Annotated in this window: 20 protein-coding genes; 1 reads left to right on the top strand and 19 read right to left on the bottom strand. The window is 46.5% G+C overall.

From position 1 onward, the window contains the following. Positions 1-11: 11 nt before the first annotated feature. The 7 genes from MHI55_RS15660 to MHI55_RS15630 form a co-directional block, all read right to left on the bottom strand. A complete protein-coding gene (locus MHI55_RS15660) occupies positions 12-1,775 on the bottom strand; it encodes a sensor histidine kinase (protein WP_340390510.1) in 1,764 nt (587 codons plus the stop codon). Positions 1,776-1,797: 22 nt separating this feature from the next. Beyond that, positions 1,798-2,913 carry a helix-turn-helix domain-containing protein gene (locus MHI55_RS15655; RefSeq protein WP_047842968.1) on the bottom strand — a complete coding sequence of 372 codons (1,116 nt, stop codon included), beginning with the start codon at positions 2,911-2,913 and terminating at the stop codon, positions 1,798-1,800. Beyond that, on the bottom strand, positions 2,913-3,068 hold the full coding sequence (locus MHI55_RS15650) for a hypothetical protein (RefSeq protein ID WP_340390509.1): 156 nt from the start codon (positions 3,066-3,068) through the stop codon (positions 2,913-2,915). Before MHI55_RS15650 ends, MHI55_RS15655 begins: the two co-directional genes overlap by 1 nt. Before the next feature lie 195 nt (positions 3,069-3,263). Beyond that, on the bottom strand, positions 3,264-4,103 hold the full coding sequence (locus tag MHI55_RS15645; RefSeq protein ID WP_036671125.1) for an SUMF1/EgtB/PvdO family nonheme iron enzyme: 840 nt from the start codon (positions 4,101-4,103) through the stop codon (positions 3,264-3,266). 133 nt (positions 4,104-4,236) lie between these two features. Then, positions 4,237-4,872 carry a glycoside hydrolase family 11 protein gene (locus MHI55_RS15640; protein ID WP_100526251.1) on the bottom strand — a complete coding sequence of 212 codons (636 nt, stop codon included), beginning with the start codon at positions 4,870-4,872 and terminating at the stop codon, positions 4,237-4,239. A gap of 71 nt (positions 4,873-4,943) precedes the next feature. Continuing rightward, positions 4,944-5,717 (bottom strand): alpha/beta hydrolase-fold protein, encoded by a 774-nt coding sequence (locus MHI55_RS15635; protein ID WP_127548532.1) that lies wholly within the window; start codon positions 5,715-5,717, stop codon positions 4,944-4,946. Positions 5,718-5,758: 41 nt separating this feature from the next. Further along, positions 5,759-7,042, bottom strand: coding sequence for an SGNH/GDSL hydrolase family protein (locus tag MHI55_RS15630; RefSeq protein ID WP_253508433.1), 1,284 nt, complete (start codon positions 7,040-7,042; stop codon positions 5,759-5,761). A gap of 290 nt (positions 7,043-7,332) precedes the next feature. On the opposite strand from MHI55_RS15630, the gene MHI55_RS15625 reads away from it, so the two are divergent. Then, complete coding sequence (locus MHI55_RS15625; RefSeq protein ID WP_340390508.1) at positions 7,333-8,475, top strand: glycosyl hydrolase family 8; 1,143 nt, start codon at positions 7,333-7,335, stop codon at positions 8,473-8,475. Positions 8,476-8,697: 222 nt separating this feature from the next. Here the strand turns inward: MHI55_RS15625 and MHI55_RS15620 are convergent, their stop codons facing one another. From MHI55_RS15620 to MHI55_RS15565, 12 genes are all read right to left on the bottom strand, one after another. Next, positions 8,698-10,338, bottom strand: a complete 1,641-nt coding sequence (locus MHI55_RS15620; RefSeq protein ID WP_036615889.1) for an ABC transporter substrate-binding protein — start codon at positions 10,336-10,338, stop codon at positions 8,698-8,700. A gap of 38 nt (positions 10,339-10,376) precedes the next feature. Continuing rightward, on the bottom strand, positions 10,377-11,306 hold the full coding sequence (locus MHI55_RS15615) for a carbohydrate ABC transporter permease (RefSeq protein ID WP_127548526.1): 930 nt from the start codon (positions 11,304-11,306) through the stop codon (positions 10,377-10,379). Between the two features lie 27 nt (positions 11,307-11,333). After that, complete coding sequence (locus MHI55_RS15610; RefSeq protein ID WP_036671100.1) at positions 11,334-12,188, bottom strand: ABC transporter permease subunit; 855 nt, start codon at positions 12,186-12,188, stop codon at positions 11,334-11,336. Positions 12,189-12,463: 275 nt separating this feature from the next. Beyond that, the gene (locus tag MHI55_RS15605; RefSeq protein ID WP_340390507.1) at positions 12,464-14,815 is read right to left on the bottom strand and encodes a helix-turn-helix domain-containing protein; all 2,352 of its coding nucleotides are present in this window, start codon (positions 14,813-14,815) and stop codon (positions 12,464-12,466) included. Between the two features lie 294 nt (positions 14,816-15,109). Then, positions 15,110-16,816: an RICIN domain-containing protein gene (locus tag MHI55_RS15600; RefSeq protein WP_340390506.1), complete on the bottom strand. Its 1,707-nt coding sequence runs from the start codon at positions 16,814-16,816 to the stop codon at positions 15,110-15,112. Positions 16,817-17,090: 274 nt separating this feature from the next. After that, entirely contained in the window at positions 17,091-18,038 is a 948-nt protein-coding gene (locus MHI55_RS15595; protein WP_036615897.1) for a carbohydrate ABC transporter permease, read from the bottom strand. Positions 18,039-18,055: 17 nt separating this feature from the next. Then, positions 18,056-18,901: a sugar ABC transporter permease gene (locus MHI55_RS15590; protein ID WP_082219083.1), complete on the bottom strand. Its 846-nt coding sequence runs from the start codon at positions 18,899-18,901 to the stop codon at positions 18,056-18,058. 53 nt (positions 18,902-18,954) lie between these two features. After that, complete coding sequence (locus MHI55_RS15585) at positions 18,955-21,531, bottom strand: DUF5696 domain-containing protein (protein ID WP_340390505.1); 2,577 nt, start codon at positions 21,529-21,531, stop codon at positions 18,955-18,957. A 17-nt stretch (positions 21,532-21,548) separates the two neighbouring features. After that, positions 21,549-22,184, bottom strand: a complete 636-nt coding sequence (locus MHI55_RS15580; protein WP_101313763.1) for a YIP1 family protein — start codon at positions 22,182-22,184, stop codon at positions 21,549-21,551. Next, positions 22,168-23,631: an NHL repeat-containing protein gene (locus tag MHI55_RS15575; protein WP_076317895.1), complete on the bottom strand. Its 1,464-nt coding sequence runs from the start codon at positions 23,629-23,631 to the stop codon at positions 22,168-22,170. Before MHI55_RS15575 ends, MHI55_RS15580 begins: the two co-directional genes overlap by 17 nt. Positions 23,632-23,646: 15 nt before the next feature. After that, entirely contained in the window at positions 23,647-24,522 is an 876-nt protein-coding gene (locus MHI55_RS15570; protein ID WP_026081082.1) for a carbohydrate ABC transporter permease, read from the bottom strand. A gap of 2 nt (positions 24,523-24,524) precedes the next feature. Continuing rightward, the gene (locus MHI55_RS15565; RefSeq protein ID WP_036615906.1) at positions 24,525-25,481 is read right to left on the bottom strand and encodes a sugar ABC transporter permease; all 957 of its coding nucleotides are present in this window, start codon (positions 25,479-25,481) and stop codon (positions 24,525-24,527) included. Positions 25,482-25,492 lie beyond the last annotated feature (11 nt).

The following is a 25,492-nucleotide window of genomic DNA, read 5'->3' as shown; positions in this document are numbered from 1 at the left end:
GAGTTTACCTCCTATTTCCTCTGTTCCAGCTTGGAGATCGGTATACGGTACCCTGCAATGGTTTCCTTTCCAGGTACACTGCTTAGATCAAATATCGCATTTCCTTCATAAAAGAGTTCCAGCCTGCGGTAGACATTGCGGAGTCCTACATGCTCGCCGTTCCTAGGTCTTTCAGAACGAATATCTCGCAGGAGCTCGGTTAGTCTCCCTGCATCCATACCGATTCCATTATCGATCACCTGAATAACCAGTTCAGAAGCGTTTCGTCTCGCCGTTATCTTGATCTCTCTTCCATTTTTTCGCGCCTGCAAGCCGTGTTTGCATGCATTTTCGACGAGCGGTTGAATACTCATGCGGGGAATGAGCAACGAAGCTGCATCAGGATCAACCTCGAAGGTGTAATCAAACAGCTCTCCAAAGCGAAACTTCTCAATCTGGAGATAAAGATTCGTAAATTGCAGCTCTTCTTGCAAAGGAATCAGATTGTCAGAATGACTGAGCAACTGTCGCATCAGTTTGGACAGACTTTTAATAATCTCAATTACTTCCGTATATCCATTCTTCGTACTAACGACCAGCAAGGCATTCAATGTGTTAAATAAAAAATGGGGATTCATCTGACTCTGGAGCATGGACAATTCAGTCCTCACTTGATCCAGCTCCAGATCTTTTTGACGGATTTCCAGTTTATATACGTCATTAATCAGCGTATGAATTTTACCAATCATGATGTTAAATGTACGAATAAGCCCGCCAATTTCGTCGCGGCCTTCGTGAATTTCAATCAGATCGAATCGTTCGTTACGAACCTTCTCCATATGTCTGGATAACTTGCGAATCCGATAGTGGTAGGAACGCAAAATAATGTAGATCAATACAGAGGGGACCACGATACTTAATGCGAGCAACCCCAGAATTGATTTAAAGGCTTCTTGCAGCAGGTGGTCAAGGTGACGCGTATCGGCAACTCCAATCAATTTCCAACCCTTTAGGTAGGCTAGATTCCCCAACGATTTTTCAAGCGTGTAAGCAGAATCTCCAGATTCCTCGAGCATTGATTCATTATCAAGGGGGGATAAGTCGGTTTCGCTGAATTCCCCACTTGAAACGACAGTTCGATTGTTGCTGTCCACCAGACGCAGCTGAAGACTGTCTGATTCACGATTTAAAATGCTATACACCCGGCTAAGTTCCAGATCAATCTTGGAATACTTGTTGTAATTGGCATAGGAAGTATAGGTATCCATTTTGCCAATCACACTGATTCTTCTTCCCGCGTTGAATCCGGATGGCTCAATATAATCAACGACAAGAATGCCTCCACTGGTGGATTTCAGCTGTTTCAATCCAGGGAGTAGATTCTTGTCTTTCATCACGATATAATGACTGCCCGTCTGAATGGTATCGTTATCCGTATAGATGCGCACCTCCAGAATATTCGCTGACATGTACCGTGTTAATTTATCTCGCAGGAATGCATGGTAGACGTTGTAATAATCCACGGGGGAGTGATAGGTCCGATCCAGTGCCTCATAGAGCGAATCGTCTGCTGCAATAATTCGGCTCAGGGCAACGCTCTCATCAATCATGCCTAGCAGTTCTCCCGCAGCCCTGTCGATGGATTTACGCAGATTTTCCTGTTCTCTAATCTTGATATCCGCAGAGGTTCGTTCATAAAAGAAGATATTAATCGTTATTACAGGAAGGAGAATACTAAGTACATAAATAAGCAGAAATTTGGATCGGAGAGGAATATCATTAACTTTACTGAACATCCAGAATTTATGACGCATATAATCACCCTTGGTTTTTGTTTTTATAGACTGACGGAAGCTCCCCAGTATGCGCTCTGAACTTTTGGGTGAAATATTCAGCATCATGATATCCTAGCCTGAATGCAATGTCAGTGATCTTCATATTGGTGCGTCGCAGGAGTTTACGGGCCTCCTCAACACGAAGCTGGTGCACATAGTCACTGAAACTGACCCCCATCTCCCGCTTGAACTGTTGACCCAGGTAGGCAGAATTCACGTGAATACGATTAGCTACATCTTGTAATTTAATTTTACTTCGATAGTGCTGCTTCAATTCATTCACTGCTTCTGCAACCAGCCCTCCCGTACCCGTCTTTTGGTTCAATTCAGACTGGGAAAGTTGCTTGGACAGTCGAACACACAGGTCTTGCAATGTGCCGGAAGACCAACTCGCAGCCTCATGCCATTCTTTTTCACATAGTATTTCTCTGCAACCCTCTCTTTTTCCATATTTTCGTAGCAGCTCCCCGTGGATATATCGAATGACATGATGTATCCATTCCAATGAAACCTCTGCTTTCTCACTTTTCTCTAACAGTGCACTCACTGCAATATCGATGGAATACGTGTTTTCTGCTTCAATCAACGCCAAGATCTCTTTGGAGATATTCATCATTTGCTCTAAATCATATTCTTCGTTTATTCGATATTCATTAAAATGATCTTCATAGGTTTCATCTGTAACCGTGACTCCATTTTGCTGTTTTTGCTCATTTCTGCGTTTGTCCAGAGGTTCAATCATTTCCATAAGGATTTGATGAATCTCCTCGGGAACAAGAGGTTTAAGCACGTACTGATCGACCTGATACCGTATGGCTTGCTTCGCGTAATTAAAATCGGAGTATCCTGTAACGATAACAATTTTAGAGGTATAGGCGAGATCTTCTCGCAAGGTGTGAATCAAACCAAGACCATCCATAACAGGCATTTGAATATCAGTGACGACAAGATCCGGTTCAACCGAGTTGAATAGAGCAAGTGCTTCCTCCCCATCCGTTGCCGTTCCGCAGAGTTCATATCCACAAGCTCGCCAGTCAATCATCGTTCTCCATCCTTCTAGCATAAACGGCTCATCGTCCGCGACAATGACCTTGTACATTAGCTCACCTCACTTTTATCCTTGATCAGCTGCATGTAATTTATCAATATCAATAGGTAGATTCCAGTTGTTCTGAAAACGCTAAACAGCAGAACAACAGCAGGATTGTTGTCTGCTCGCACAACTTTGGAGAACAAAATTTCTACCAGTCTCATCGTCATTAATCAATAACATAGAAAACGGTTCCATCGGACCGTACTATAAGAACGCTCCGATTGTAGCGAAGCGCCGGGTTAACAATTCAAGTGTAACGCTTACATTTTGGTACAACAACCTGTTAAACTATAGGTTTTCACCCGACAAAGTATAGGTTTAGCTCAGAAGTAATCTATTGCCAGGAAAAAGAGTTTTCATTCTCCACGCACAATACGGAATCCTTGATCGGGACCAAAACCATTTGCATCAAATTTGCCTCGAAATGATATTTCATTGTTATTGACACCGCCGATCCAGCCTCCGCCTTTCACAACTCGCCAAGTTTGATTTGGACTCTCCGAATCGCTGTACCAGTCCCAGCACCATTCTCTCACATTCCCAGACATATCATAGATTCCTAACTCATTCGCCTTCTGAGTTCCGACTTTTTTGGTTTGATTACGATTGCTCTCAATAGCGGGCCAGCTCCAGTCACCCGTCAGAATGTTCTCGCCGGCATTTACCCAGTACCAAGCAACTTCATCAGGATTGTTACTTCCGCTGTATGTGTAATTTAAGCTCTTTTGACCTCCGCTTGCAGCGTATTCCCATTCTGCCTCTGTGGGTAAACGGTAACCGTTGGCGTCCTCGTTGATCGTTACATTCCATTTTATAGTGTCATTTTCATTGTGATTATTCGTGTCCTGGTTGTCTTTATCTATATTGTAATAAGGTTTCAGGTTTTCTTTTATACTTTTTTGATTACAGTATTCCACTGCGTCATACCAGCTGACCATTTCAACAGGCAGGTCATCTCCCTTGAAGCCAGAAGGATTTTCCCCCATAACCTCCATCCATTCTTTTTGAGTTACTTCGTATTTGCCAATATAGAAGGAATCCAGCGTTTCATTCCTATCGATCTGACTTGGCTTACTGCTCTTGAAGGCTCCTCCTTCGACGAATACCAAGTCATCGCTTAATTTCGTATTACTTGCTGAACAAGCACTTAGACTAACAACTATAGCGATTAAAGTTAACCATACCAGCTTCTTCATTCAATTATTCTCCTTTACTAGCTTAAATCCGGCAACGTCGAGGTCCGTTAGTCTGGAGAATAACGTTACTCAACGCTACCGGAAAATTGAATTTCAAATGCAGGTGCAGAAGTTGAACTGCATCACATCATTTTTACCAAACCGTCACGTTTGCGCTTCCGCTACTTTGATAACCTTCCGTTGCCATCACCTGATAGGACCAGCTGTTGCCTAAGTACATCCCTTTGCTCGCCCATGCATTCACATGATTACTGAACGTGATGGTAGAATTGACTCCGATTGGTTTCTTGGTCTGTCTAACACTCCAATACTGAGGGAAAGTCTGAGTACCATCAATGGAAGGTGCATTGTATCTCATCGTTGTATAGATGTCATATGTGCCGCCATCACTAGTCATCGAGCCCTTATACGTTCCGGTAGGACGATACGTTCCCCAGCTATCCACCACGTAATATTCAATTAGAGCGTTTCTAGTCCAACCATAGAAGGTGAGATAGCCGTTACCTGAAGGAGAGAATACGCCGGCATTATAATTGACCACTCGATTAGGCGTACCGTATGTCCACCCTTTCCCGACAACAAAGTTCCCAGTATTTTGCCAATTCACACTGTAATTCCCGCCCGATCCATTCACGGCGTTGACCGTTCCTCCGCCATCTGTCCAATTTTGCCAATAATCTGTTGCTGCGCTTGATGTTGCTGCGAAGACACCAAAACTCATGGAAGCTGCGAGAACAACGGTCATTAATTTTTTTCCGAATTTGAACATGGATGATACCTCCTGATATTTTAATAGATTTGGTTGATGCTACAATCCGATATGAATGTTCTTCAGCAAATTCACTTGAAAAGACGTTGCGAAAACAGATACAGATCGTTCTTCCACACGGGCCAATCATGTCCTCCACTTTCCTCATGCCAAATGTGAGGTACTCCGTGTTGCGCCAAATATTGGTGAACCCCAAGACTAATCTCTATAAGATTGTCCTGTTCACCGCAAGAGATCCATAACAGCGAGAGCAATGAAGGCGCTTTCGAAAGATCAGGGACAAGTAGCTCCGGACTTCTGGTGTTTGGGGCTGCGGAGAAAGCACCGATCCATGCAAAATGGTCTAGATTACTTAATCCGATATTTAAGGATTGACCTCCACCCATGGATAAACCAGCAATCGCCCTTTTATCCCGGCTTTTATGCAAAGGGTAGTTCGACTCCATGTAAGGTATCAAATCGTTGAGCAGATCGGATTCGAACCGTTTAAATGCTTTGATTTTCTCAGGTTCAAACAGGTCTCCTACGGCTCGATCATTCGACATTGCGCGACCGTTGGGGAAAACAATAACCATCGGTTCAAGCATATTATCGTTGTACAGATTATCGAGAATAATTTGCGGAGAACCATGAGTATGCCATTCGGTTTCGTCTCCGCCAATACCATGCAAAAGAAAAAGTACAGGATACATCGTTGTCGAAGAAAATTCTGGTGGGGTGTACACCATCGCTTTACGGGAATTGCCAACCGTGGTGGAAGGATACTCTACCGTCTCCATGACTCCACGTGGTATATTCTCTCGATACTGGTCATATCCCGTTACTGCTGGTGAGATCAATTCCATTCTCTTTTCCTCCGAACATATGAGTGACTATCAGTCTTCAGTTAATCCACATAGCCAAAACCCAGAATAGTGAAGCATTTATGTTCATGGCCTTCCGCCATTTCGATCTCGATGGAGTGCTCCCCCACATGCTCTTCGTTAAGCAGAAGTGTGGCATGGCAATGGGTCCAGTTCACTTGACGCGGATCGACTTTTTGGACGAATACCCCATCTACCTTGATATGTGCAGTTCCGAATTCATCGTTACCAGAATCCTTGAAGATTAGAATGAGGCGTTTGCACTGCAAACTTATCCGAAAGCTACTCTGATCCTCTTTCCCCTCTCCTGTACGCATCCAGTTGTTGGGGAACTGAGGTGTGCCATAGTCATGAGCATCCATCTCAGCCATCTGCAGATCCGTGTCCGTTTTACAAAAAGAGCCTGCATCGATACGGGCAATGTGATTGCCGTTTTTCCGATCCAACAGCTTCACATTAACAAATTCATTCCCAATTAGCGGAGCTTTTTCAATATCATGATCTTCCTCATCCCACTCAGAACGATTCGTCACGTCGAACAAATATTCCAAACAATCGGCCATAATTCGATGCCCTATGTTAGTTGGATGATATATATCATGGAAAAATTGCTTTTTGGAAATAACGTTGCCTTCACCTTTTGTCTTGTTGAACTGATCTACGACAGCATCTTTCACACTTACCATTGGCAGATCGTAATGCCAGCCTACTGGAGCGAGACGATCCTGTAGATTCCAGTCATTTTCGAATACACTGAATAACAAGATGACCGCTGGCTTGTTATCGGCAGTAAGTGCTTTGAGTACCAGACTCTCGTAACATTTACCTTGGGTTTCATCATCTGCGTCATTGACTGCGAATTCGATTATGACAATATCCGGCTGAACGGCACCTCCCCTCAGCACATCACGATCATAACGTACAATCCCCAGTTCTGAAGGAGTTCCACCCACACCTGCTTTAATCAGATGAATCGGACTATCTTTTGAAAGCGCAAACATAAACTTGAACGACTCATAAGACCGATAAGCGTAACTTTGGAGATGAATAGGTACTGCACCAGCACCATGGGTAATGGAGCCTCCAATATAAGCGATAACGACAGGTTCGCCGTTTTTTGCCTTCTCAATGGCTCGTTTTAATCTGACATTATTTCCTTTGTTCAGAAGAGATCGGCCAATCATGTCGCGATATCTAGGTGACTCAAAATCAATTGCGGGCTTGACTGCCGACGCTGTCACTCCAACTGGATCGCGCGGTGCAGTGAATTCCGTGTTTTCACCTGCATCTCCTGAATCCTGGAGCATAAATCATCATCACATCCTTCCGGTTAGATTCTGACCATCCTCAAACAACATTTAAAGGATCACAGCTTTTATTATTATTAGATCAGATGTGATCCTTCTCCCAAAGTGTATCCCTTACATAATTTTACAACAACCTGACAAAGTATAGGATTTTAACCAATATATCATTTTAATTTGAGTACAATGACATGCAGATCAGAACACCTATAATTTTTCATGTAAACGCTTTAATTTGTATACTATTTCCATGATATAATTTTGAAAAACCGCATTGATGAAGGAGGATACTCATGAATATCACGGGTCAAGGCGCGTGGGATACGGGTACATATACAAATCTGTTTTTGAAGCTAGGCTACGATGAGAATGAGATCACGAACAGATTGGAAGAAACATGGAACGAGCTGTTTTATGGCGATGACAATACTCGAATATATTACTCCATGGGTGAGGACAAGGGTTATTTGCTGGACACTGGTAATCTCGATGTTCGATCCGAGGGCATGTCCTATGGCATGATGATGGCTGTTCAGATGGACAAAAAGGAGGAATTTGATCGACTCTGGAATTTCTCACACTCGTTTATGCAACATAAAGCGGGTCGTTATAAAGATTATTTTGCCTGGCATTGCAAGCCTGACGGAACCCAACTCTCGCAAGGTCCTGCTCCTGATGGTGAGGAGTTTTTTGCCATGGCGCTTTTTTTTGCCTCCAACCGCTGGGGCGATGGCGCTGAACCTTATGATTACAAGGCACAAGCCCGCAAGATCCTTCGTGCATGTATACATCAGGGCGAAGACGGCGAAGGCCATCCCATGTGGGACCCGGAAACAAAACTGATCAAATTCATACCAGAAACACCGTTTAGCGACCCATCCTACCATCTGCCTCATTTTTATGAACTATTCGCGAAATATGCGGATGAAGAAGATCAGCGCTTCTGGAAAGAAGCGGCGGCCGCTAGTAGAGCTTACCTTCATACAGCCTGCCATCCCGTAACCGGACTATCACCTGAATATGCGAACTATGACGGCTCTCCGGCTCCAATACAGCCGCATGGTGATTTCAGACATTTTTACAGTGATGCCTACCGTGTTGCTGCGAATATAGCGCTGGACTGGGAATGGTTCCGCAAGGATCACTGGCAGATCGAACAATCCAATCGGATTCAATCCTTCTTCAGTGATATTGAAATGTCCGATTATCGTCGCTATACAATAGAAGGTGAACCTTTCGACGAACCTTCACTGCATCCTGTAGGTTTGCTGGCTACCAATGCCATGGCTTCACTGGCTGCGGACGGTCCACATGCTGACACATTCGTTCACAAGTTCTGGAACACACCTCTGCGTCAAGGAGAGCGACGTTATTACGACAATTGCCTGTATTTTTTCAGCATGCTCGCTCTAAGCGGAAGATATCGCATGTACTAAACTAAGGGAATGTGCATGAGCCGTTGAACCTGTCCTGTGAACATTTGGCTTGCAGGACAGGTTCAATCACTGAATTTTAAGAAAAATGCAACGATATTACGATTTAATCTATATCAATAAAAAACGTTCCCGGCTCGCATATGTTTACTGCGAACCGGGAACGTTTGGTTGTACAAATACAGGCAGTAACTTTTCCCGCTCTGTATGATTCAGATACTTTAATTATTTGGAAACAGAAGAAGTATCATAGGAAGACTGCATAATCTCCAGATATCGATTAATGTTCAATCCCTCCAGGCCTTTCACATATTCATCCCAATCCTTATCCAGACTTTTGGCGCCAGTAATAAATTGCAGGGCGTTCTGATCGATGTAATCCTTGAGATTGGTCTGCATCATGCTGGCTTCATCAGCTTGGGACGGATCTACCCACAATGCCCAATGAGGGAAAATCTCTTTTGGTTCCTTGCCCTCCATTAACAATGTCGCCTCATAGAGACGTCGCTCACCACCATCATTGGCATAGATGTCTGTCCCCTGTACTTCGGAGTCCCGATATGCCTGATAATGATTGTACTGACTCAATGCAGCCCAACTGTCATTACGAGGTTCTTCTCCAGAAGGAAGCGGAATGGCTTTATATAACGGCTCAATCTGATCATTGAGCGCCACTTCTCCTTCTTGAGGTTTGCGCCAGCTTACGCCCTCTTCTCCCAGATATGATGCCATGGTTCCTTCCTGGGTATAGAGATAATCCAGCAGCTTTATGGCCGCGATCTGCGTTTCCTCACTGGCTTTGTTTGTCAGTACAAAAGACGCTCCGGGATCAATCGGATAGTTGTACGTAGCATAAGCAGCATGGGGTCCCTTCAATGGAGGGATGGGATTGTAATCATTCCCGTAAGGAGAACCTTCGGCAGTGGTTACGAATAATGATGGATGCATCGCTGCTCCCGCACCGAGAAGCTGTGCATCAGCGTTATCTCCAATTTTTTTGAAGGCCCCGACGTTTTGGGTAAATGCCCCTGGATCAATCAACCCTTCATCGTACAGGGATTTAATATAGGCAAGCCCTTCTTTCCACTCCGGTTTGTTCACTACGGTCTCCACTTTCCCCTGATTGACAATGAGATAATTCCGATCGTCGTCATAGATAAAACCGTTCATCAAGTACGGAATAATGTGCACACCGAAATTTTCAGTCGAACCGCTTAGCGGTACTTCGTCGGCTTTGCCGTTCCCGTTCGGGTCTTTCGTTTTAAATGCCCGAAGCATTTCCTTAAATTCTTCTGTCGTCGTTGGTTCGGTCAGGCCCAGTTGTTCCATCCATTTGGTGTTGACCCACATCTTGTTTGGGTATGAACAGTGAAAACATTCATTCAGACCCGTCAGACCATAGATATTTCCGTCAGGAGCAGTGTTCATGGCCCGATAATAGTCATTGCTCTCAAGTACTTTTTTAATATTGGGAGCATGCTCCTCAATCAGATCATTCAGCGGCAAAATAACCCCCTGCTGACCAAACTTCAACAAGTCTGTCTGGGAGAAACGATCTACCCAAGGGATGAGCAGATACAAGTCCGGATAATCACCGGAAGCCAGTGAAATCTGTCTTTTCTCCGCTGCACCGTCGAATGGAACCGTAGTCCAGTTGAACTGAATATCAAACTTCTCTTCCATTTTCTTCGTGAATTTGTTAGTGGACAGGTTGGTATCCGAACCCTGGTGAGCAAACACATTAATGGCCGTCTTGCCTGACGGATCGCTGCCTTCCCCGTTCCCCTTATCAGAGCTTGAACATCCGGCAAGTACCAACGAGGTAAACAGCATACAGGCAAGAATGATGAATCCCGCTTTTTTCAATATAATCCTCTCCTTCATGAATAATAGAAAAAATGAACTTATCCTTTAACTGAGCCAATCAGCATACCTTGCACGAAATACCGTTGAACAAAAGGATAGATGATTAGCACCGGCAAGCTGGCCATCACAATTAACGAGTACTTCATGAGTTCAGCCATCTGCTGCTGTTTGATCATTTCCGATGCATCCATGCTCCCTGTACTGCTGTTCAGAATAAGAATGCTGCGTAATATCAGCTGTAGCGGATAGAGCGACTGTGATTTCAGATAGATGAGGGCATCAAAGTATGCATTCCACTGACCGACAGCGTACATAAGTGACAACACGGCGATAATCGGTTTGGCGAGTGGCAGGATAATACTGAAGATAAACCGGATGTCACTGCAGCCATCGATGTCTGCTGCTTCGGACAATTCTTCCGGTATCGAATTCTGAAAAAAGGTACGGGCAATGATGACTTGCCATACCCAGACGGCATTGGGAATCAGCAACGCCCAGCGGGTATCAATCAGTCCCATGGTTTTGACCACCAGATAGGTAGGGATCAAACCGCCTGAGAACAACATGGTGAAGGTAATAAACATCATTAACGAGCTGCGACCAACAAACGTTTTTTTGGATAATGGATAAGCAATCATAATGGTCAGTGCCACGCTGATGAAGGTGCCGCAGGCTGTATAGAAAAGGGAATTGGCATAACCGGTAAGGACTTGATCATTCCGCAATACAGACTTGTAACCGTCAAACGTCAGGTCAATGGGCCACAACCAGACTTTTCCCGAGGAGACGGCAGCAGGGCTGCTGAGCGAAGAACTCACAATATATATCAAGGGATACAGCACGGCAATCAGCACCACTGTCAACATGAAGTACACAACCGTTATAAATACGCGGTCTCCCCAGGATTCACGAATCGTACTGGTGCTCTTGATCCGCGAACGACCTGCATTTGTCTGTGTGTTAGGCATGGGTTGATTCTCCTCCTTTCGCTCCCGTTACCATAAGCTTGTATTGGACAGTCGCTTGGCAACCGCGTTTACGATTAATAACAGAATCAGGTTAATCACCGAGTTGAACAGGCCAACCGCAGTAGCGAAGCTGTAATTGGCATTCAGCAATCCTATTTTATAGACATACGTGGAGATGATCTCCGAAGCAGACAGGTTGAGCGGATTTTGCAGCAAATATATTTTTTCGAACCCAACAGCCATGATATTCCCTACACTCAGGATCAGAATGATGACGGCTGCCGGAAGTAGTCCAGGCAGATCAACATTGATGATTTTCTGTATTCGGTTGGCTCCATCCACTTTGGCGGCTTCATACAGGGATGGATCAACACCTGCCAGAGCAGCCAGATATATCACAGCGGAGTACCCCATTCCCTGCCACACATCGGAGAATACGTAGATGGATCGAAACAGTCCAGGCTCACCGAGAAAATTCACTGCTTCGAAACCAAGGGCGCCTGCAATCGTGTTGACAATACCCAGCCTAGGAGACAGAAAGAGCATAATGATGGAGACCATAACAACGGTAGAGATGAAATATGGAGCATACGTCACCATTTGTACTGTTTTTTTGAATCGTATGTTTTTGATTTCGTTCAGCGCGAGCGCCAGTAATATAGGAATCGGGAAACCAACGATCAGGCTGTAAAACGAAATGTAGAGTGTGTTCTTGATCAGCATGACAAACGCTGGATTTTTAAAAAGTAATTCGAAATACTTGGTTCCGGCCCACGGACTGCCCCAGATCCCCTTGATGACGTTGTAATCTTTAAATGCCAGGACCGCATTCACCATAGGTACATACTTGAAAATAATAAAGTAAGCAATCGGTGGCAGGATCAGCAGATATAGCTGCCAATGTCGCCTCCAGCTTCTGGATAATGCTTGCTTCAAGGCAAACGGTTTACTTGGTTTCTCCACGGACTTTGATTCACTGGTCATTGTGGTTCTCAGAATCATCCCCCCATTCTTGGCTCCAAATCGTGCTGAACTTCAGCTCAACTTGGTAGCGCTTACTTTTTGAGTAATCATAAGATTGCGCTGGGGATGCGTAAAGGTACAGTTACGCTGAGAAAGTACAAATAGCGAATATAGTTCCCGAGAAACAGCCTACATTAACCGCTATGAACGTCCATTTTCCGAAACACACTCGGAGAAATGCCGCGTACCCGCTTGAAAGCTCGGCGGAATGAATGTGCACTATTATACCCGGTGGCCTCCGCTATCTCGTCAATGGTCTGACCGGTGGAGTGCAACAAGTTCGAGGCAGCATCGATGCGTACCCGTTCTACATAATCGGAAAGATTCTCTCCCGTATGTTCTTTGAATAGTTGGGATATAAACTTCTCGGACTTGCTCATGTGCTCGGCAATCCGATAGATCGTCAAGTTTGCATCCCCATAATGTTGTTGGATAAAACAAATCATTTCGCTTACAGTATCCGCATGTGCTCCTGCTCTTCTTCTCTGGAAATCACCGCAGATGTCTTCTGTTAACCGTTTGAACTTTGCACGCAGCGAAGTAATCGTTTCTGTCATCTGAATGGATGTCACCCGGGTTTTATATTCCTCCAGCAGGGAGGCATCCAACTTGAATTTGGGTTCGTCCAGCTTCAGAAAAGTCCCCTTCAGCTCCATGATGAACTGCTGTGTCATCTCGTAGGACAGTTCCCGCTCCTCTAAATTACGAAAAAACAATTGCTCCAGAATACGTACCGCCTCTTCAGGCTCCCCGACTTTGATTGTGTTCAGCAGGCGCTGTTCAGACTCAATCGGATAATAGAACATTTCATTTTCCTTCATCGTATCTTCAAATCTCACCAGATGATCTGTTCCCATATGAATGGCATAATCCAGAGCTTGTTTGGCTTCGTCAAAGGAACGCCCTGCATCATTCCAGACCTCGTAAGCTGCACCTGTGCCAATTGTTGTGGATATCCGATGCTCCCGGTAGATCACTTCCATCAAGGTGTTCAGCTCTTTTTCACATCTCCCTATAGCTTCATTCAGTGAGTTCTCATCCAATGGACAGGCAAAAGCGATCTGGTCTGTTCCCCAATCCGTGATCAGCAGCTGCGCATTCCACTCTGTAAGTACCTGTTTGATGAGCAGCCTTGCGACACCCAGTTCATGGATAGTTTCTTCACTGTCCGGATTGGCATATCCGTTTACCTTCACTAAGCCTGCCAAGCCCTTGCTGCTATGAAGAGAAATGTGCGCCTGGGATGAGATAACCTCCAACTCAAGTGAGGTATAGACTTCTCCCGTTAACAAACGTTTGATAAAACCGTCTCTCAATAACGGAATCTGCTCATTCATGGCGTTTTTAAGTGAGTCATTATTAGCAATGAGATTGTTAATATGGCTTGCCAAAAAATCATATTCATTGCCCCGTCTGCCTGGGGAATCGGTGATTTGTTCCCGAAAAGAGGCCAACAATCTGTATACGGGTGCACTATTCCGATAGGCCAGAACCAGCCCGAATAACAGTCCCAAGGCAATGGTTGCCAAAGTAAAGACCAGCGTGACTTGTTTGATTTGGTCCGCTTTTGTCATGAGTGCTTTCTCCGGAATCCCTGCCATGTAATTCCATCCATTTTGACTGGACTGCATCGATATCAGCAGCCGACCATCACTTCCAGGCTGTACATCCTGCACGTTCAGCTCCGTTTCCGCAGCGTTACCTTCTCTCTGGCGACTCTGTGCCATTTGCTCGGCTTCGGCTTGTTCAATGCCATGGGAGAAAATGATCTGCCCTTCCGCATCAGTGACGAGAGTCCAGCCGCCATATTGATCCACAATATGTTGAGTAAGGCTGGCCATCTGATCCTGATCAATCATGACACCAATCGTCGCTTGCGGTTTGTTGAAGCTGTTCAAAGGCAGAGATTGCAGAAACGTAATGGCGGGAACGTCTGCAAGCACAGTGCCGAGTATTTCACGTTTATAGTTTCGAAGCGGTATGATTTCATTAAAGTGTGGTTGTTTGAGAATTTGGTCATGCCATTGTTCAAACGACATACCGTCCAGCTGATTGGCAGCATAATAATGCTCTGGACGATAATACACAGTTCTTGGTGTGATGATGGCATTGTAGTTTGGTATGTGAATGAAGAAATGGGACAAGTAATCATTGGTACTGCTGTACATGGAGAGGCTCCGCTGCATACGGTTCATACCGTAGACATTGTAGAGATCATGCGGCTTTGGCCCAGCAATTAAATTTTGCAAATCGGGATTGACGGCAAGCTGTCTGGTAAAAGCTTCGACTTGAAGAAGATTTCGCTCAATGATCTCTTTGCCAAGACTCAGCGACTTCAAACTGTTCTCAATGGAGCTGGAACGGGCCGCTTCAATGGAAGCTCGGTAAGAGGCATATCCCGCAATTTGAGGAATCATCAGAATGACAAGATACGAAATGAGGAATCGGCGGAACACGGGTGAAAATTTGGACCATAGGAGCTGCATATGTACCCTCCCTTTTTTATCAAGCGCTTACATTTCTCTGTGATAAGGTAGCTGTTCAATGATACACCGGGCATTTCTTCCTGGTGAAGGTACAACTTCTTCCTTATGGTACATTTACATACTGTAGCGTACAATGCTTGCATGAAAATAATTGTTGGTCTGCGGGTTAGCGCACAAATATAGTTGTATTTTACCTTCGCATGACATCCATCACAAAATATCAAAAATAAACGCAAAAAAACCTCCCCAAGACATGGAATGACTTGGGAAGGCTTTTGTTTAACGTTGTGCTTATTAATTGCTAACGGCAACAAATTTCCATTGTTGGTTTGTAGCACCTGTGTAGGTGTTCTGCTGCAGTTTGGCTCCATCCGAAGTGGAAGCGTTTGCCACTTCAATCGCTTTATTGCTGTTCACGTTAATGATACTCCAGTACCCGTTACCAAGATCATTGACCTTAAAATGCTGAGCGGTTGTGTTCAGATTGCTCATGAGTTGAACCGCTTCCCCATTGGTGAGGGTACCGTTGCGAATGTCGATGACTTTGTCCGGCGAGTTCACACTTGTCAGTGTATAGTTGCCGTTAGCGATCGAAGTCAGAACCCACTTCTGAGGGTTACCGCCCAGATCGCTCCACTGCTGGAGCTGAAGATTATTTTCATTTTGACCACCAGGAACATCAACAACTTTGTTGGAATGCCGGGCTACGATTTTATAAGTTGCACCGGATACAAGACCCGTTGTCGGTCCGCCACCTTGTCCACTGCCCGGATAAGTCTGGGCACGTTCATGGTACCAGTTGAACAGGAATCGTCCCATGGCACTCCGTGAAGCATCTCCATCCCATTTCAGTCCAGCCGTTGGGTCCGCAAAGGAGCTTCGTGGTCCTTCACTTAGAATGAATCCGTTCATATGAGCTGCAATGCTGACATTGCCTGATGCGTTGAAAATCGTTTTGGTATTGGTGCCAAAACCTTCATTGCTACCATTAAACAAGTTCCAATAGGCCGAATCGCCAGGTTTGTTTTTGAACCAGGTTACCTCGGTAATATTAATCGGATATTTGTCAGCAGCTGCCTTCACGTTGGTATTCCACTGGTCTTGCAGGATAGAGAAGTTGTCATATGCGCCATAACCAGGGTACCAGTGAACCGCATATCCATAGTTATTGAGCGGATCAGTCAATGGATGGCTTGCCGTCAAGCTGTAAAATTGGTTGTATCCCAGACCTGCCGCCCAGATGACGTTGTCCGCACCTTTGCTGCGAATTGTTGAAATCATGGAATTTTGGAAATTACGCAAGTCATTCCAGTGATCCACAAAGTCATTTTCCCCGTTGTATCCACCCCAATGTCCATTGGCATAGGATTTCACCGGTTCGTTGATCAGTTCGAAGTGAACGTTGTCTGCACTTTTGATCTCCGGGCGTGAAGCGAGATAACCCCAGATTTCGTTGAATTTTTGCAGGTTGGCAGGTGTTGTTGCCTGATCATCCTTCAATGTGAAGTCCAGTCCCAGGACAACATAGACACCTTTTGTTTTGGCATATTGAATATACGGAATAATTACATTTTGCGTAACGGTCTGCACACCGGCAAAGTTATATGTACCAGCAGCCACATCTCCCATGTCCTGACGATCGATGAACAGACGTACCTGATTCATATTCCAGCCATGATTGCTTCCGTACTTCGCGCTGGTGTCAGCAAAAGTATCGGTAATGTCTTTCAGATATGCCAGTGTAGCTGCATGACGGTTATTGCCGTGCAGATTGAGATAATAATTGCTGTCCTGATATGTCCAGTAGGCACCTGAGGGTTGATGCCAACCGTTCAGTAGCACAGGCTGGTTGTTGCTATTCACCAGGTTTTTGCCGTTTACGTGCAGCTTGCCCATCGGCATGCCCACCCATGCTTCGGCACGGCTGCCTCCCCATGGAGCAATTGTGATCAATAAAGCCAGAATGAGTACAAGTTTACAAGATGTCATGAACTTCTTCACTTTAATTCCTCCTGATCTGATATATTGCCTTGCAATAACGCGAGTATGCTCCGTCAGAGTATCTCTCATCAAACAGATCGCTCAGGTCGGCGCCCGCTCCCGCAGCCCGTTCCACACCATCAGGGGGATCCTGCGCAGGGAAGGATCGCGGTTCTGCTGTAAGCAGACGTTCATGAGATCGTTACATGCCCCCTTTTCACAGATGGAATGTTGCATGAAGTTCCTCCTCCCTCTTCCAGTCTGATCCCACTCCAAATGTACAGAAGAACTTAACTTAACCGACGATTCCCGTACGCTCTACACTCTCTACGAAATATCGTTGCACAAACAAATAGATGATGATCAAAGGCAGAATGGCAAGAAGAATTCCTGTATCCTGGATCATACTCAGATAGAACGGATCGGCTTGGGAAGCTGCACCGTCAGTAACCTGCTGGGCCAGATTATACGGAAGGGACGATAACTGAGTCGACATGACTTTACTTGAAGTCAGATAAGTCGTCGTATAAAAGCTGTCGTTCCACTGCCATACGAAGGAAAACAGCATGACTGTTACCATGGACGGAATGGCATTGGGCAGCATGATTCTTGAAAATGTTCGTCCGATGCCCGCGCCGTCCACATAGGCCGCCTCCTCCACTTCCTTCGGAATACCTCTGAAGAATTGCCGGAAGATAAAGATGTACAAACCGGCTTTAAGTGAATTGGCCGTAATTGCCGTCAGAATAAACGGCCAATAGGTATTAAGCAAATTAACAGGTTTGCCGGCTATAAGCGTCATAAGCCCCATCAGGTCAAAGCTTTTCAGATTCAGGTATACCGGAATGAGAATGGTCGTTGGCGGTACAAGAATCGTTAGAATTACACCAGCAAACAGCCAGTTGCTTCCCCTGAATTTCAGTCTGGCGAATCCGTATCCTGCAAGTGCACAGGATGCTGTAGTCAGCAGTGTAGTCGTTGCAGACAGGGCAAACGTATTAAACAGCGTTGCCCAGTAATCCATTACGCGTATCGCCTCTTTGAAATTGTCGATGGAGAAGTTCTGTGGAATCCACACCACCACTGCCGAATACAGATCACCTTTAGCTTTGATGGATGTGGAAACCTTCTGAAATATGGGAAACAGGATAACGAAGGAAAGCCCGGTAATCAGAACGAATCGGATCATGGCCCACAGCCAGCCTTTCCAATGCTCCAGCGATAATAATCGTGATGTTGTCACGTGGGACACCCTCCTTTCTAATCTTGATAGAAGACTCGCTTCGAGAAAATGATGTTTACGATAACCAGAATGATGGCAATGGCCAGAAAGTAAACCCATGCCATGGCAGAACTTAATCCAAAGTCAAATTTGACGAAGCCGGTATCCCGGATCAGTTCCGTCATGGCGTTATTGGCAAACGAATCAATGATTGTATAGATCGCATTGACAAAAATAAGCGGGCTGACCATTGGGAACGTAATTTTCCAAAAGGCTTCATAACCCGTTGCCCCTTCCATCTTCGAAGCCTCATACAGTTGAGGGGAAATCGTCTGGATCCCTGCCAAAAAGATCAAAATCTGTACACCGGATTGACTGACGATCTGATAGATCCGATCTACGGCGCTGCTCAGATACGTAACGATCCAATCGCTCACTCCGGCGTTAACCATCAGATTTTCGAGTTCAAATGTCCCGAGTGAGCTTCCACCTGTGCTGCTCTGATTAACCGCTTCAATCAGGCTGGTGCTCTCCAGTGTCATAATCACTCCCGATGCCAGAATAACGGGCAGGAAAAAGATCGACCGCGCTACAGCCCGGCCCCTGAACTTCTGATTCAGGATGACGGCAAGGAACAGACTGAATATAACGATAAGCGGTACGTTGATGAGCACGTCTGTGATCGCCTCAATTAACGCACGGTTAAAGCTTGTATTGACGGTCAGCGCCTGAATGTAATTGGCAACACCGTTGAACTGAATTGCTATGCCTTCCGCGTTAGCCTGAATTGTACTCATGCTGTATCGCAGAGAGGCTAACAGCGGAATGAAGAAAAACAACACAAAACCAATGAGCCAGGGAAGCACGTAGATTACGCCCCACATGGCTTTCTGCTGAGCATACGTACGACTTCCCCATTTCCATTTCAGGAGCGTCTTCAGAGCTGCTCACCACCAGTCACATAGCTTTGAGCTTCCACTGTATCGTTGTCAACTTCTACAGGGAAGTCGTTATAATTGACGATTACGAACCCGCCACCTTCATATGTTGTCCGGAAGACACCCTCCTCCAGGGATTCATGAGATATCATGGAACGTCCGGCAAACGGCTGGTTCACCTGGTTCACCTCGTTGTAGATCTCGGCAGCCAGATCGATCCATTGTTCATAATTCGCCGCGTAGAGATCATCATAATCCGTTTCTTTCACAACATGGTTTGGCGCATTGAACCATGCAAAGTAAGGGCTGGCTCCATATTCAATCAGCTTCAGCACATATTGCCTTGCATTGGTATATGTGGAGAGATTGTATGGCGTCCCCGTATAACCGATGCTGCCGTGTACAACGAGCTGATAGAACGGAATCTCTTCATCCTCCAGCTTGAAACGACTGCTGGTCATCGGCGCATCTGTCAGACCAGTTACATACGGCAGGGCATAAGCGTTCCCGCCTTCAGCAACAAGCGAGCCAGCCTGCTGCCCGATCTGTTCAAGTACCTTCTTCACGGAGCCAAGCGCTTGTGTTCGGTCCACTAGCTTTTTCGGATTCATATCGCTGTTTAACTGAGCTGCCAGATCATTCAGACTTAGTGACAGTCCATCCTTTTGAAGGGACCTCAGCTCATCTAACATGTCTGCCGTCACGTCCTCCAGCATGTTGGGCGAAAGCACATAGGATGGTGAACGATCCCGGTCCCGCCGCTGGATGGCCTGGTTCATCGGATATAAGACCGCCGGTTCCTGAGTTAATGTGCGTGAAGCTTCTTTGGACGGTTTAAACCCTTTTTTGGATTGCACATTCAGCAGAGCGATATCGGGATAGAAACCGATGCCCGCTTCTTGTGTGTATGCGCTGAAATCCCGCAATCCCTTTTTCCCGCCTACCGCGCCATCTACTTGGATGGAATCCGGCAATCGATGATGAAGTCCGCCGTTAAGCCATCCCGCATAGCGCAACTGAATATTGGATACCTTCTTCTCCGTCAAGGCGGAGAGAATGTTTTTGGCTTCATCAAACGTGGTCAAAGCCTCCGTTGAATCATACGGTATGCCCAGCATATGCTGCCTTGTTGTCATGCCGCCGAACAGTTGCAGATAAAAGGGAACGTTACTCTGCTCCTTGCTGGCATTCAGCTCGGGAAGTCCGCCGTTTTGCACCAGATAATCCCGATAGAGAGATGCAAGCCCTGAGTACGAGGCCTTATCCGCCCCGACAAAAGCATATCGAACGACGAAGTCGGACGCGGTCGGTTTCTTCTGGAATTTCGGAAGTGTACGAACCATATCACTTGCCTGAAGCGTCACATCGCTCTTGTTCACTACATAGAAGCTTGGATATACGTTGTTGTAACTGTTCAGTTTGCCGCTGATATCGGCATTCACAACTGCAACGGCATCCCCTTGTTCAATAATTCCCAGGAAAGCTCCCTCTTTCCGAATCAGTCCAAATACCGGCAACCTGGCTCTGGCTTCATTCGAACTTGCTTCCCGCAGTTTCATGGTCATATCCGGTCCGTATATATCTTGTTGATAGGCAGGATATTGCAGCTTGCCATTGTTAAAATGGATCAGCGCTCCCGAACCGTCCGGCACCAGTATGGAGCCCTCTTCTTCTGAACCCCCCGCCCCGAAGTAATCCATTACAGATATGCTGTTGATCGGATATTCCTCCGGAAAATGAATGCCTGAGGACGGAACACGTACAAGCAGATCCTCTCCATCCAGCTCATATTCCATCGTAAGCATAAACAGCCGTGGTCCACTTCGTTCCTCTTCAATGCCAAACTCGGCATGATCCTGAGCCAAATCCTCCGATGTGTAACCGGCTGTGTCAAAAGCCTTCAAGGCCCGGGACAATTGCAATCCTTGCATCGCCTTATCAATCCGGACGTAAGCGCCTTCATCCTTGTCTTCCGCATAGCCGACCTTCAAGGCCCGTTGCCCGGCCTTGTCTAGCTGTGCAAGCAGCCTTTGTTCGAATCGCTCCTTGCTGATCTTCATCGGCAAGTCTTCTATGGATCGCTCAGTGCTTCCAAACTGGTAGTGGACCCGCACGCCGCTCGGCAGCACCTCGTAGCTTATCTGCTTGTGTGCAACACTATCCGTGAAGGAATTCACGGTGCTGCTCTGTCCGAGGCTGTTGAAGAAGCTGAGCTTCGTCTGTGATGACAAAAGGTCTTTGTTTATCCCGGCTGCAACCCCATCCTGCTCACGATCTGCAGGATTGCTGCGCCAGATCTGGCCGCTCTGCGTGTGAATCACTGCAATCTCGGCAGTCTCTTCGTTAATGAACAATTGCAGCGCAGCATTCTGCGCAATGCCTACCATGCCGGGAAGGCGGACATCGCTGAACGATGATTTCAGTTTCTCTCCGGGAGGCAGGGAGGGAAAGTCCGTCGAATCTGCGGCAGTCACTGTCTCGTGAGCGAGCGGTGTTGGCGAGAATTGACAACCGCCCAGAAGCAGACTGCCCGCGAGCAGCATTCCTGTTATTTTTTTGGCTACGGTATAATTCATAACAATTTCCTCCTCCCTTAGCCCCGAAGCACTAATTCCTGATAGATGGTTACAACAAACGATACAATCTGCTGTACAAGACTGAAGAATAACAGGCATAGAAATGCCATAAACGCCATCGCTACAAGTGTCAGCAGCATCGTGAGCACCGTTTTGGCTGGTGTGTACTGATGAACCGTCATATTCCCCACAAATAACAGATATACCGTCCACGCAACGGCGAGTGCATTGGAGAAATAATAAAAGGCAGTTTCCTGCGCAGAGATCACAAGACTCAGCCAGATCCATGGAAAATGAATGAGTAACAACGGTACCAGTGCAAAGCACGTTGACATGAAAATCTCGGAGAACTTGCCTTCCCCGTCCATCAATGTGGTTAACGACCAGTTCGCCACACACCAAAACAGTACCGGTACAATGACATATAACATTTCGAGCAGACTGTTCAGGTACTTTGGATTACTGAGATTAATGAGAAAACCGCTGTACTGGGCATGCAAAATTTTGGTGATGACCAGAAGCACCAGGATCATGAAAGCAATCAGCAGTGAGTTTCTCTGGTTCCGTTCATACTTCAATTCCCAGTATCCGTCAAACGGATGAAAAATCAGATGCAGCGGGTACTGGTATAGTTGCTTACTTGATGCCTGCATTCGTAGTCCTCCTTTTCTGCCTGCGAACGATGATGACGGTGACAATCGCAGCGACAGCCAGGAATATACCGGACATCATCCATGAAAAATGCTCACGCATCAGCTCTTTGCGGTACAAAAGAAAAGCTTTGGAATACCCTTTGGGCTCCATGCTGCGCTTGAAATATTTCGCAGACTCGGCGTATTCCTTCTGACGAAGCAATGCTTTGCCAATTCCCGCATACGCATATTCCAAGTTAGCGTTCATCTCGGCAGCTTGGGCAAACAGCACCGAAGATTGATCTTCATCACCGTTATAGTAGCTGCGCACCGCTTCGTGGAGCGTACGTCCGTATTCAGTTGTTTGAAAGACGGTGATTTCACCCAGCGCTTTATCCAGAACTAACATCCGGTCTCCCGCACGTTCCAGGGCAACAGGTGTATTAAATTGGCCCAGCCGGTTCCCGATGCCCCCATAAATATGGAGCAGATATCCGTCTCCATTGTAGGTAAAGATTCGGCCCTTGCTGGAATCCAGTACGGAATACATGTCACTGTCACCCACATCCACATCAATCAGGCGGGATGGCCCTGCTTCCTGGGTATACAGCAAATCACCCTGCGGAGTCTGATAGCCTTCTCTGCGCAAAATGTCTGTACCCTGGGCATTCAGCTTCTTGACCGGATCTTTGCCGCGATCCCCGCTAGTGGCGTAGATGAAGCCCTCTTCATCCATATCCAGATTGGTAAATTCCGTTGGAGTGAACATCACCATCTGGCTCCGCTGCTCCCGTGTTGCAAACCGTTTCCACAGATACTCCACCGGGTCCACCTGAACTCTGTTCGCTCCAATGAAGGAAGAGAACGTACCATCGGCGCTGAACTCCATGAATCCATCAAATACGCCTTCGGCCATGACGTAGATACGCTCCCCCTTGTCCATAACAATCCGCATCGGTTTAAACTGGAAGTCTGCTTTTAACAGATCCGATTTTGGTTCAGACACGATCTTGACCAGCTTCCCCTGTTCATCCAGATGCACCACCCGGTGATTATCCGAATCAGCGACCAGCAGATGGCCTTTTTCCGTGACGTACAATCCCTGTGGATTTTTAAAATGATCTTCCTTGCCTTCCTGCTCAAATGAATCAATCGTCCGTACCAGCTTGAAGTTGCGATCCATCTCAATGATGCGGCCATTGCCCGAATCGAGCACAAAGACGTGCTGATTGGCGGTAACATGCATGTCGCTTGGCTCTTTCATAGGAGTTGTGTTCAACTTCTTGCCGGTGATAATGGTTGTTGCCTCATATGCCGCGGGTGAAGGAACTGCGTCACCCCAGAAGGAATAATGATACGCATCCGTTTTACCGTCTGCACTCACATAGGGCGCCTCTTGAACGAACAACAGGAGGCAGATCATGCCCATGATGATCGATTTACGTTTTTTCCATGTGCTTCTCCGCACCTCGCTGCCTCCTTTCTATTCTTTCATGCCCGAAGTGGCCATCGTCTGCATAACACTGCTCTGAGAGATGATAAACAGAGTGATCGGTACGATCATCAGCAGCAAGGCAACAGCCGCACCTACACCGGCCCTTGCAATCCCTCCCTGCACAATCTGACTGAGCGCATAATGCAGCGTTTTGAGATTTTCACTGTAGATGAAACTCCCGCCATCCGTTCCCCATAACGCTGGAAACTGCAGGATCATGAGCGTGAGCCATGCCGGCTTCACATTGGGCATCACGATGCTCCAGAATATCCGGTATTCATTGGCTCCATCGATTTTGGCTGCCTCCAGCAAAGCATCGGGAATCTGCTCCATGAACTGTTTCATCAGGAAAAGTCCCAACGAGAACGCAAGTGATGGCACAATTATGGAGGCATGAGTGTTAATCCAGCCAAGCCAGGACATGACCATGTAGTTCGGAATCGCCGTAACATGCGGCGAGAACATCAGGGACAGAATGACAATGGTGAACAACACTTTGGAACCCGGAAAACGATACTTCGCCAGCGGATAAGCTGCTGCAGATGCAAGCAGGATATGCCCCGCTGTGCCAAGTATCGTAATGAGCAATGTGTTGGCAATATAGCGGGATAACGGCACCCACGAATTACCCATGAGATTGATCAGATCGGCAAAATTCTCCGTTGTCGGATTGTTCACCCAGAAGCGCGGCGGGAAAATAAACAGCTCATCCAGCGGCTTGAATGCATTGTTGACAGCATAGATGAGCGGAAGCACCATAAAGGAGCCGAACACGCCCAGCAATGCAAATAACATCAGGCTGACGGTAAATGACCGATTAAGCCTTTTTGGCATGCCAAACACGGCACGTACTTTGCTGGTCATCGTCATTCACCTATCTTTCTAAGCATTTTTTGCGTGAAAACGTTTGTACCCAGCATCAGGGCAAACAGAACCGTTGCGATGGCCGAGGCATAGCCCATCTCGAAACGAATGGTTCCGAAGTCCATCAGATGTGTGACAACTGTGTGTGCCGCATAGTTTACGCTCGGGAAACCTGCCAGTGCGATGGAGATCTCAGCTACGGCGAAGGAAGCGGTAATCTGCATTACCGCACCAAACATCAGCTGCGGTCTCATCGAAGGCAAGGTGATGTACCAGAGCTCCTGCCAGCGGTTTTTGATCCCGTCTACGGTTCCTGCTTCAACCAGAGAACGATCAATGGTTTGCAGTCCTGCAATAAAGGCCAGGAAGCTGGTTCCCAGGCTCAGCCACAGCTGTACAATAATGACGATTGCCAGTACATACTTCTCGTCTGCGAGCCATTGGATCGGTTCCAGTACGACGCCAAGGCGCATCAGGAAGCCGTTCATATACCCGTAGCTGTCACCCGAGAAGATGATCAGCCAGATGAAAAAGACGTTGCCCGATATGGATGGGGCATAGAAAACCAGCGTCATGACCGCCCGAATTTTAGGAGACAGCTCATTGATGATCCACGCAAACAAAAAGCAGGCTATATAACTGAGAGGGCCTGTAATTACGGCAAAAAGCAGCGTGTTTTTGAGCGCGATCAGAAATACGTCATCGTTCAGGAAAAGCCGGGAATAGTTCTGCCAGCCGACAAATCGCGGCAGCTCCAGCATATTGAAGTGAAAAAAGCTGAGCCCAAGTGAAATGCCGACCGGAATGACAGTAAACATGAAAAAAATCAGCATAAACGGTGCCATCAATACGTAATAATGCCTGCTGAGATACAGATCCCGCTTCAATAGGGACCACCAGCCGACCTGGCGGGTATGGACGGCAGGAGCGGCGGCTGTCTTGGTAGTTTTAGCTTGCAACCGTTACCCTC

Source organism: Paenibacillus sp. FSL E2-0151, from assembly GCF_037993015.1.
Classification (GTDB): Bacteria; Bacillota; Bacilli; order Paenibacillales; family Paenibacillaceae; genus Paenibacillus; species Paenibacillus amylolyticus.
The sequence above is the reverse complement of the archived record's forward strand: the minus strand, read 5'-3'. Positions and strand labels throughout refer to the sequence as shown.

Excerpts from the sequence above, each read along its gene's own strand:
- MHI55_RS15660 (WP_340390510.1), bottom strand. The coding sequence starts at position 1,775 with ATGTTCAGTAAAGTTAATGATATTCCTCTCCGATCCAAATTTCTGCTT.
- MHI55_RS15655 (WP_047842968.1), bottom strand. The coding sequence starts at position 2,913 with ATGTACAAGGTCATTGTCGCGGACGATGAGCCGTTTATGCTAGAAGGA.
- MHI55_RS15650 (WP_340390509.1), bottom strand. The coding sequence starts at position 3,068 with ATGAGACTGGTAGAAATTTTGTTCTCCAAAGTTGTGCGAGCAGACAAC.
- MHI55_RS15645 (WP_036671125.1), bottom strand. The coding sequence starts at position 4,103 with ATGAAGAAGCTGGTATGGTTAACTTTAATCGCTATAGTTGTTAGTCTA.
- MHI55_RS15640 (WP_100526251.1), bottom strand. The coding sequence starts at position 4,872 with ATGTTCAAATTCGGAAAAAAATTAATGACCGTTGTTCTCGCAGCTTCC.
- MHI55_RS15635 (WP_127548532.1), bottom strand. The coding sequence starts at position 5,717 with ATGGAATTGATCTCACCAGCAGTAACGGGATATGACCAGTATCGAGAG.
- MHI55_RS15630 (WP_253508433.1), bottom strand. The coding sequence starts at position 7,042 with ATGCTCCAGGATTCAGGAGATGCAGGTGAAAACACGGAATTCACTGCA.
- MHI55_RS15625 (WP_340390508.1), top strand. The coding sequence starts at position 7,333 with ATGAATATCACGGGTCAAGGCGCGTGGGATACGGGTACATATACAAAT.
- MHI55_RS15615 (WP_127548526.1), bottom strand. The coding sequence starts at position 11,306 with ATGCCTAACACACAGACAAATGCAGGTCGTTCGCGGATCAAGAGCACC.
- MHI55_RS15605 (WP_340390507.1), bottom strand. The coding sequence starts at position 14,815 with ATGCAGCTCCTATGGTCCAAATTTTCACCCGTGTTCCGCCGATTCCTC.
- MHI55_RS15590 (WP_082219083.1), bottom strand. The coding sequence starts at position 18,901 with ATGTGGGGCGTAATCTACGTGCTTCCCTGGCTCATTGGTTTTGTGTTG.
- MHI55_RS15585 (WP_340390505.1), bottom strand. The coding sequence starts at position 21,531 with ATGAATTATACCGTAGCCAAAAAAATAACAGGAATGCTGCTCGCGGGC.
- MHI55_RS15580 (WP_101313763.1), bottom strand. The coding sequence starts at position 22,184 with ATGCAGGCATCAAGTAAGCAACTATACCAGTACCCGCTGCATCTGATT.
- MHI55_RS15570 (WP_026081082.1), bottom strand. The coding sequence starts at position 24,522 with ATGACCAGCAAAGTACGTGCCGTGTTTGGCATGCCAAAAAGGCTTAAT.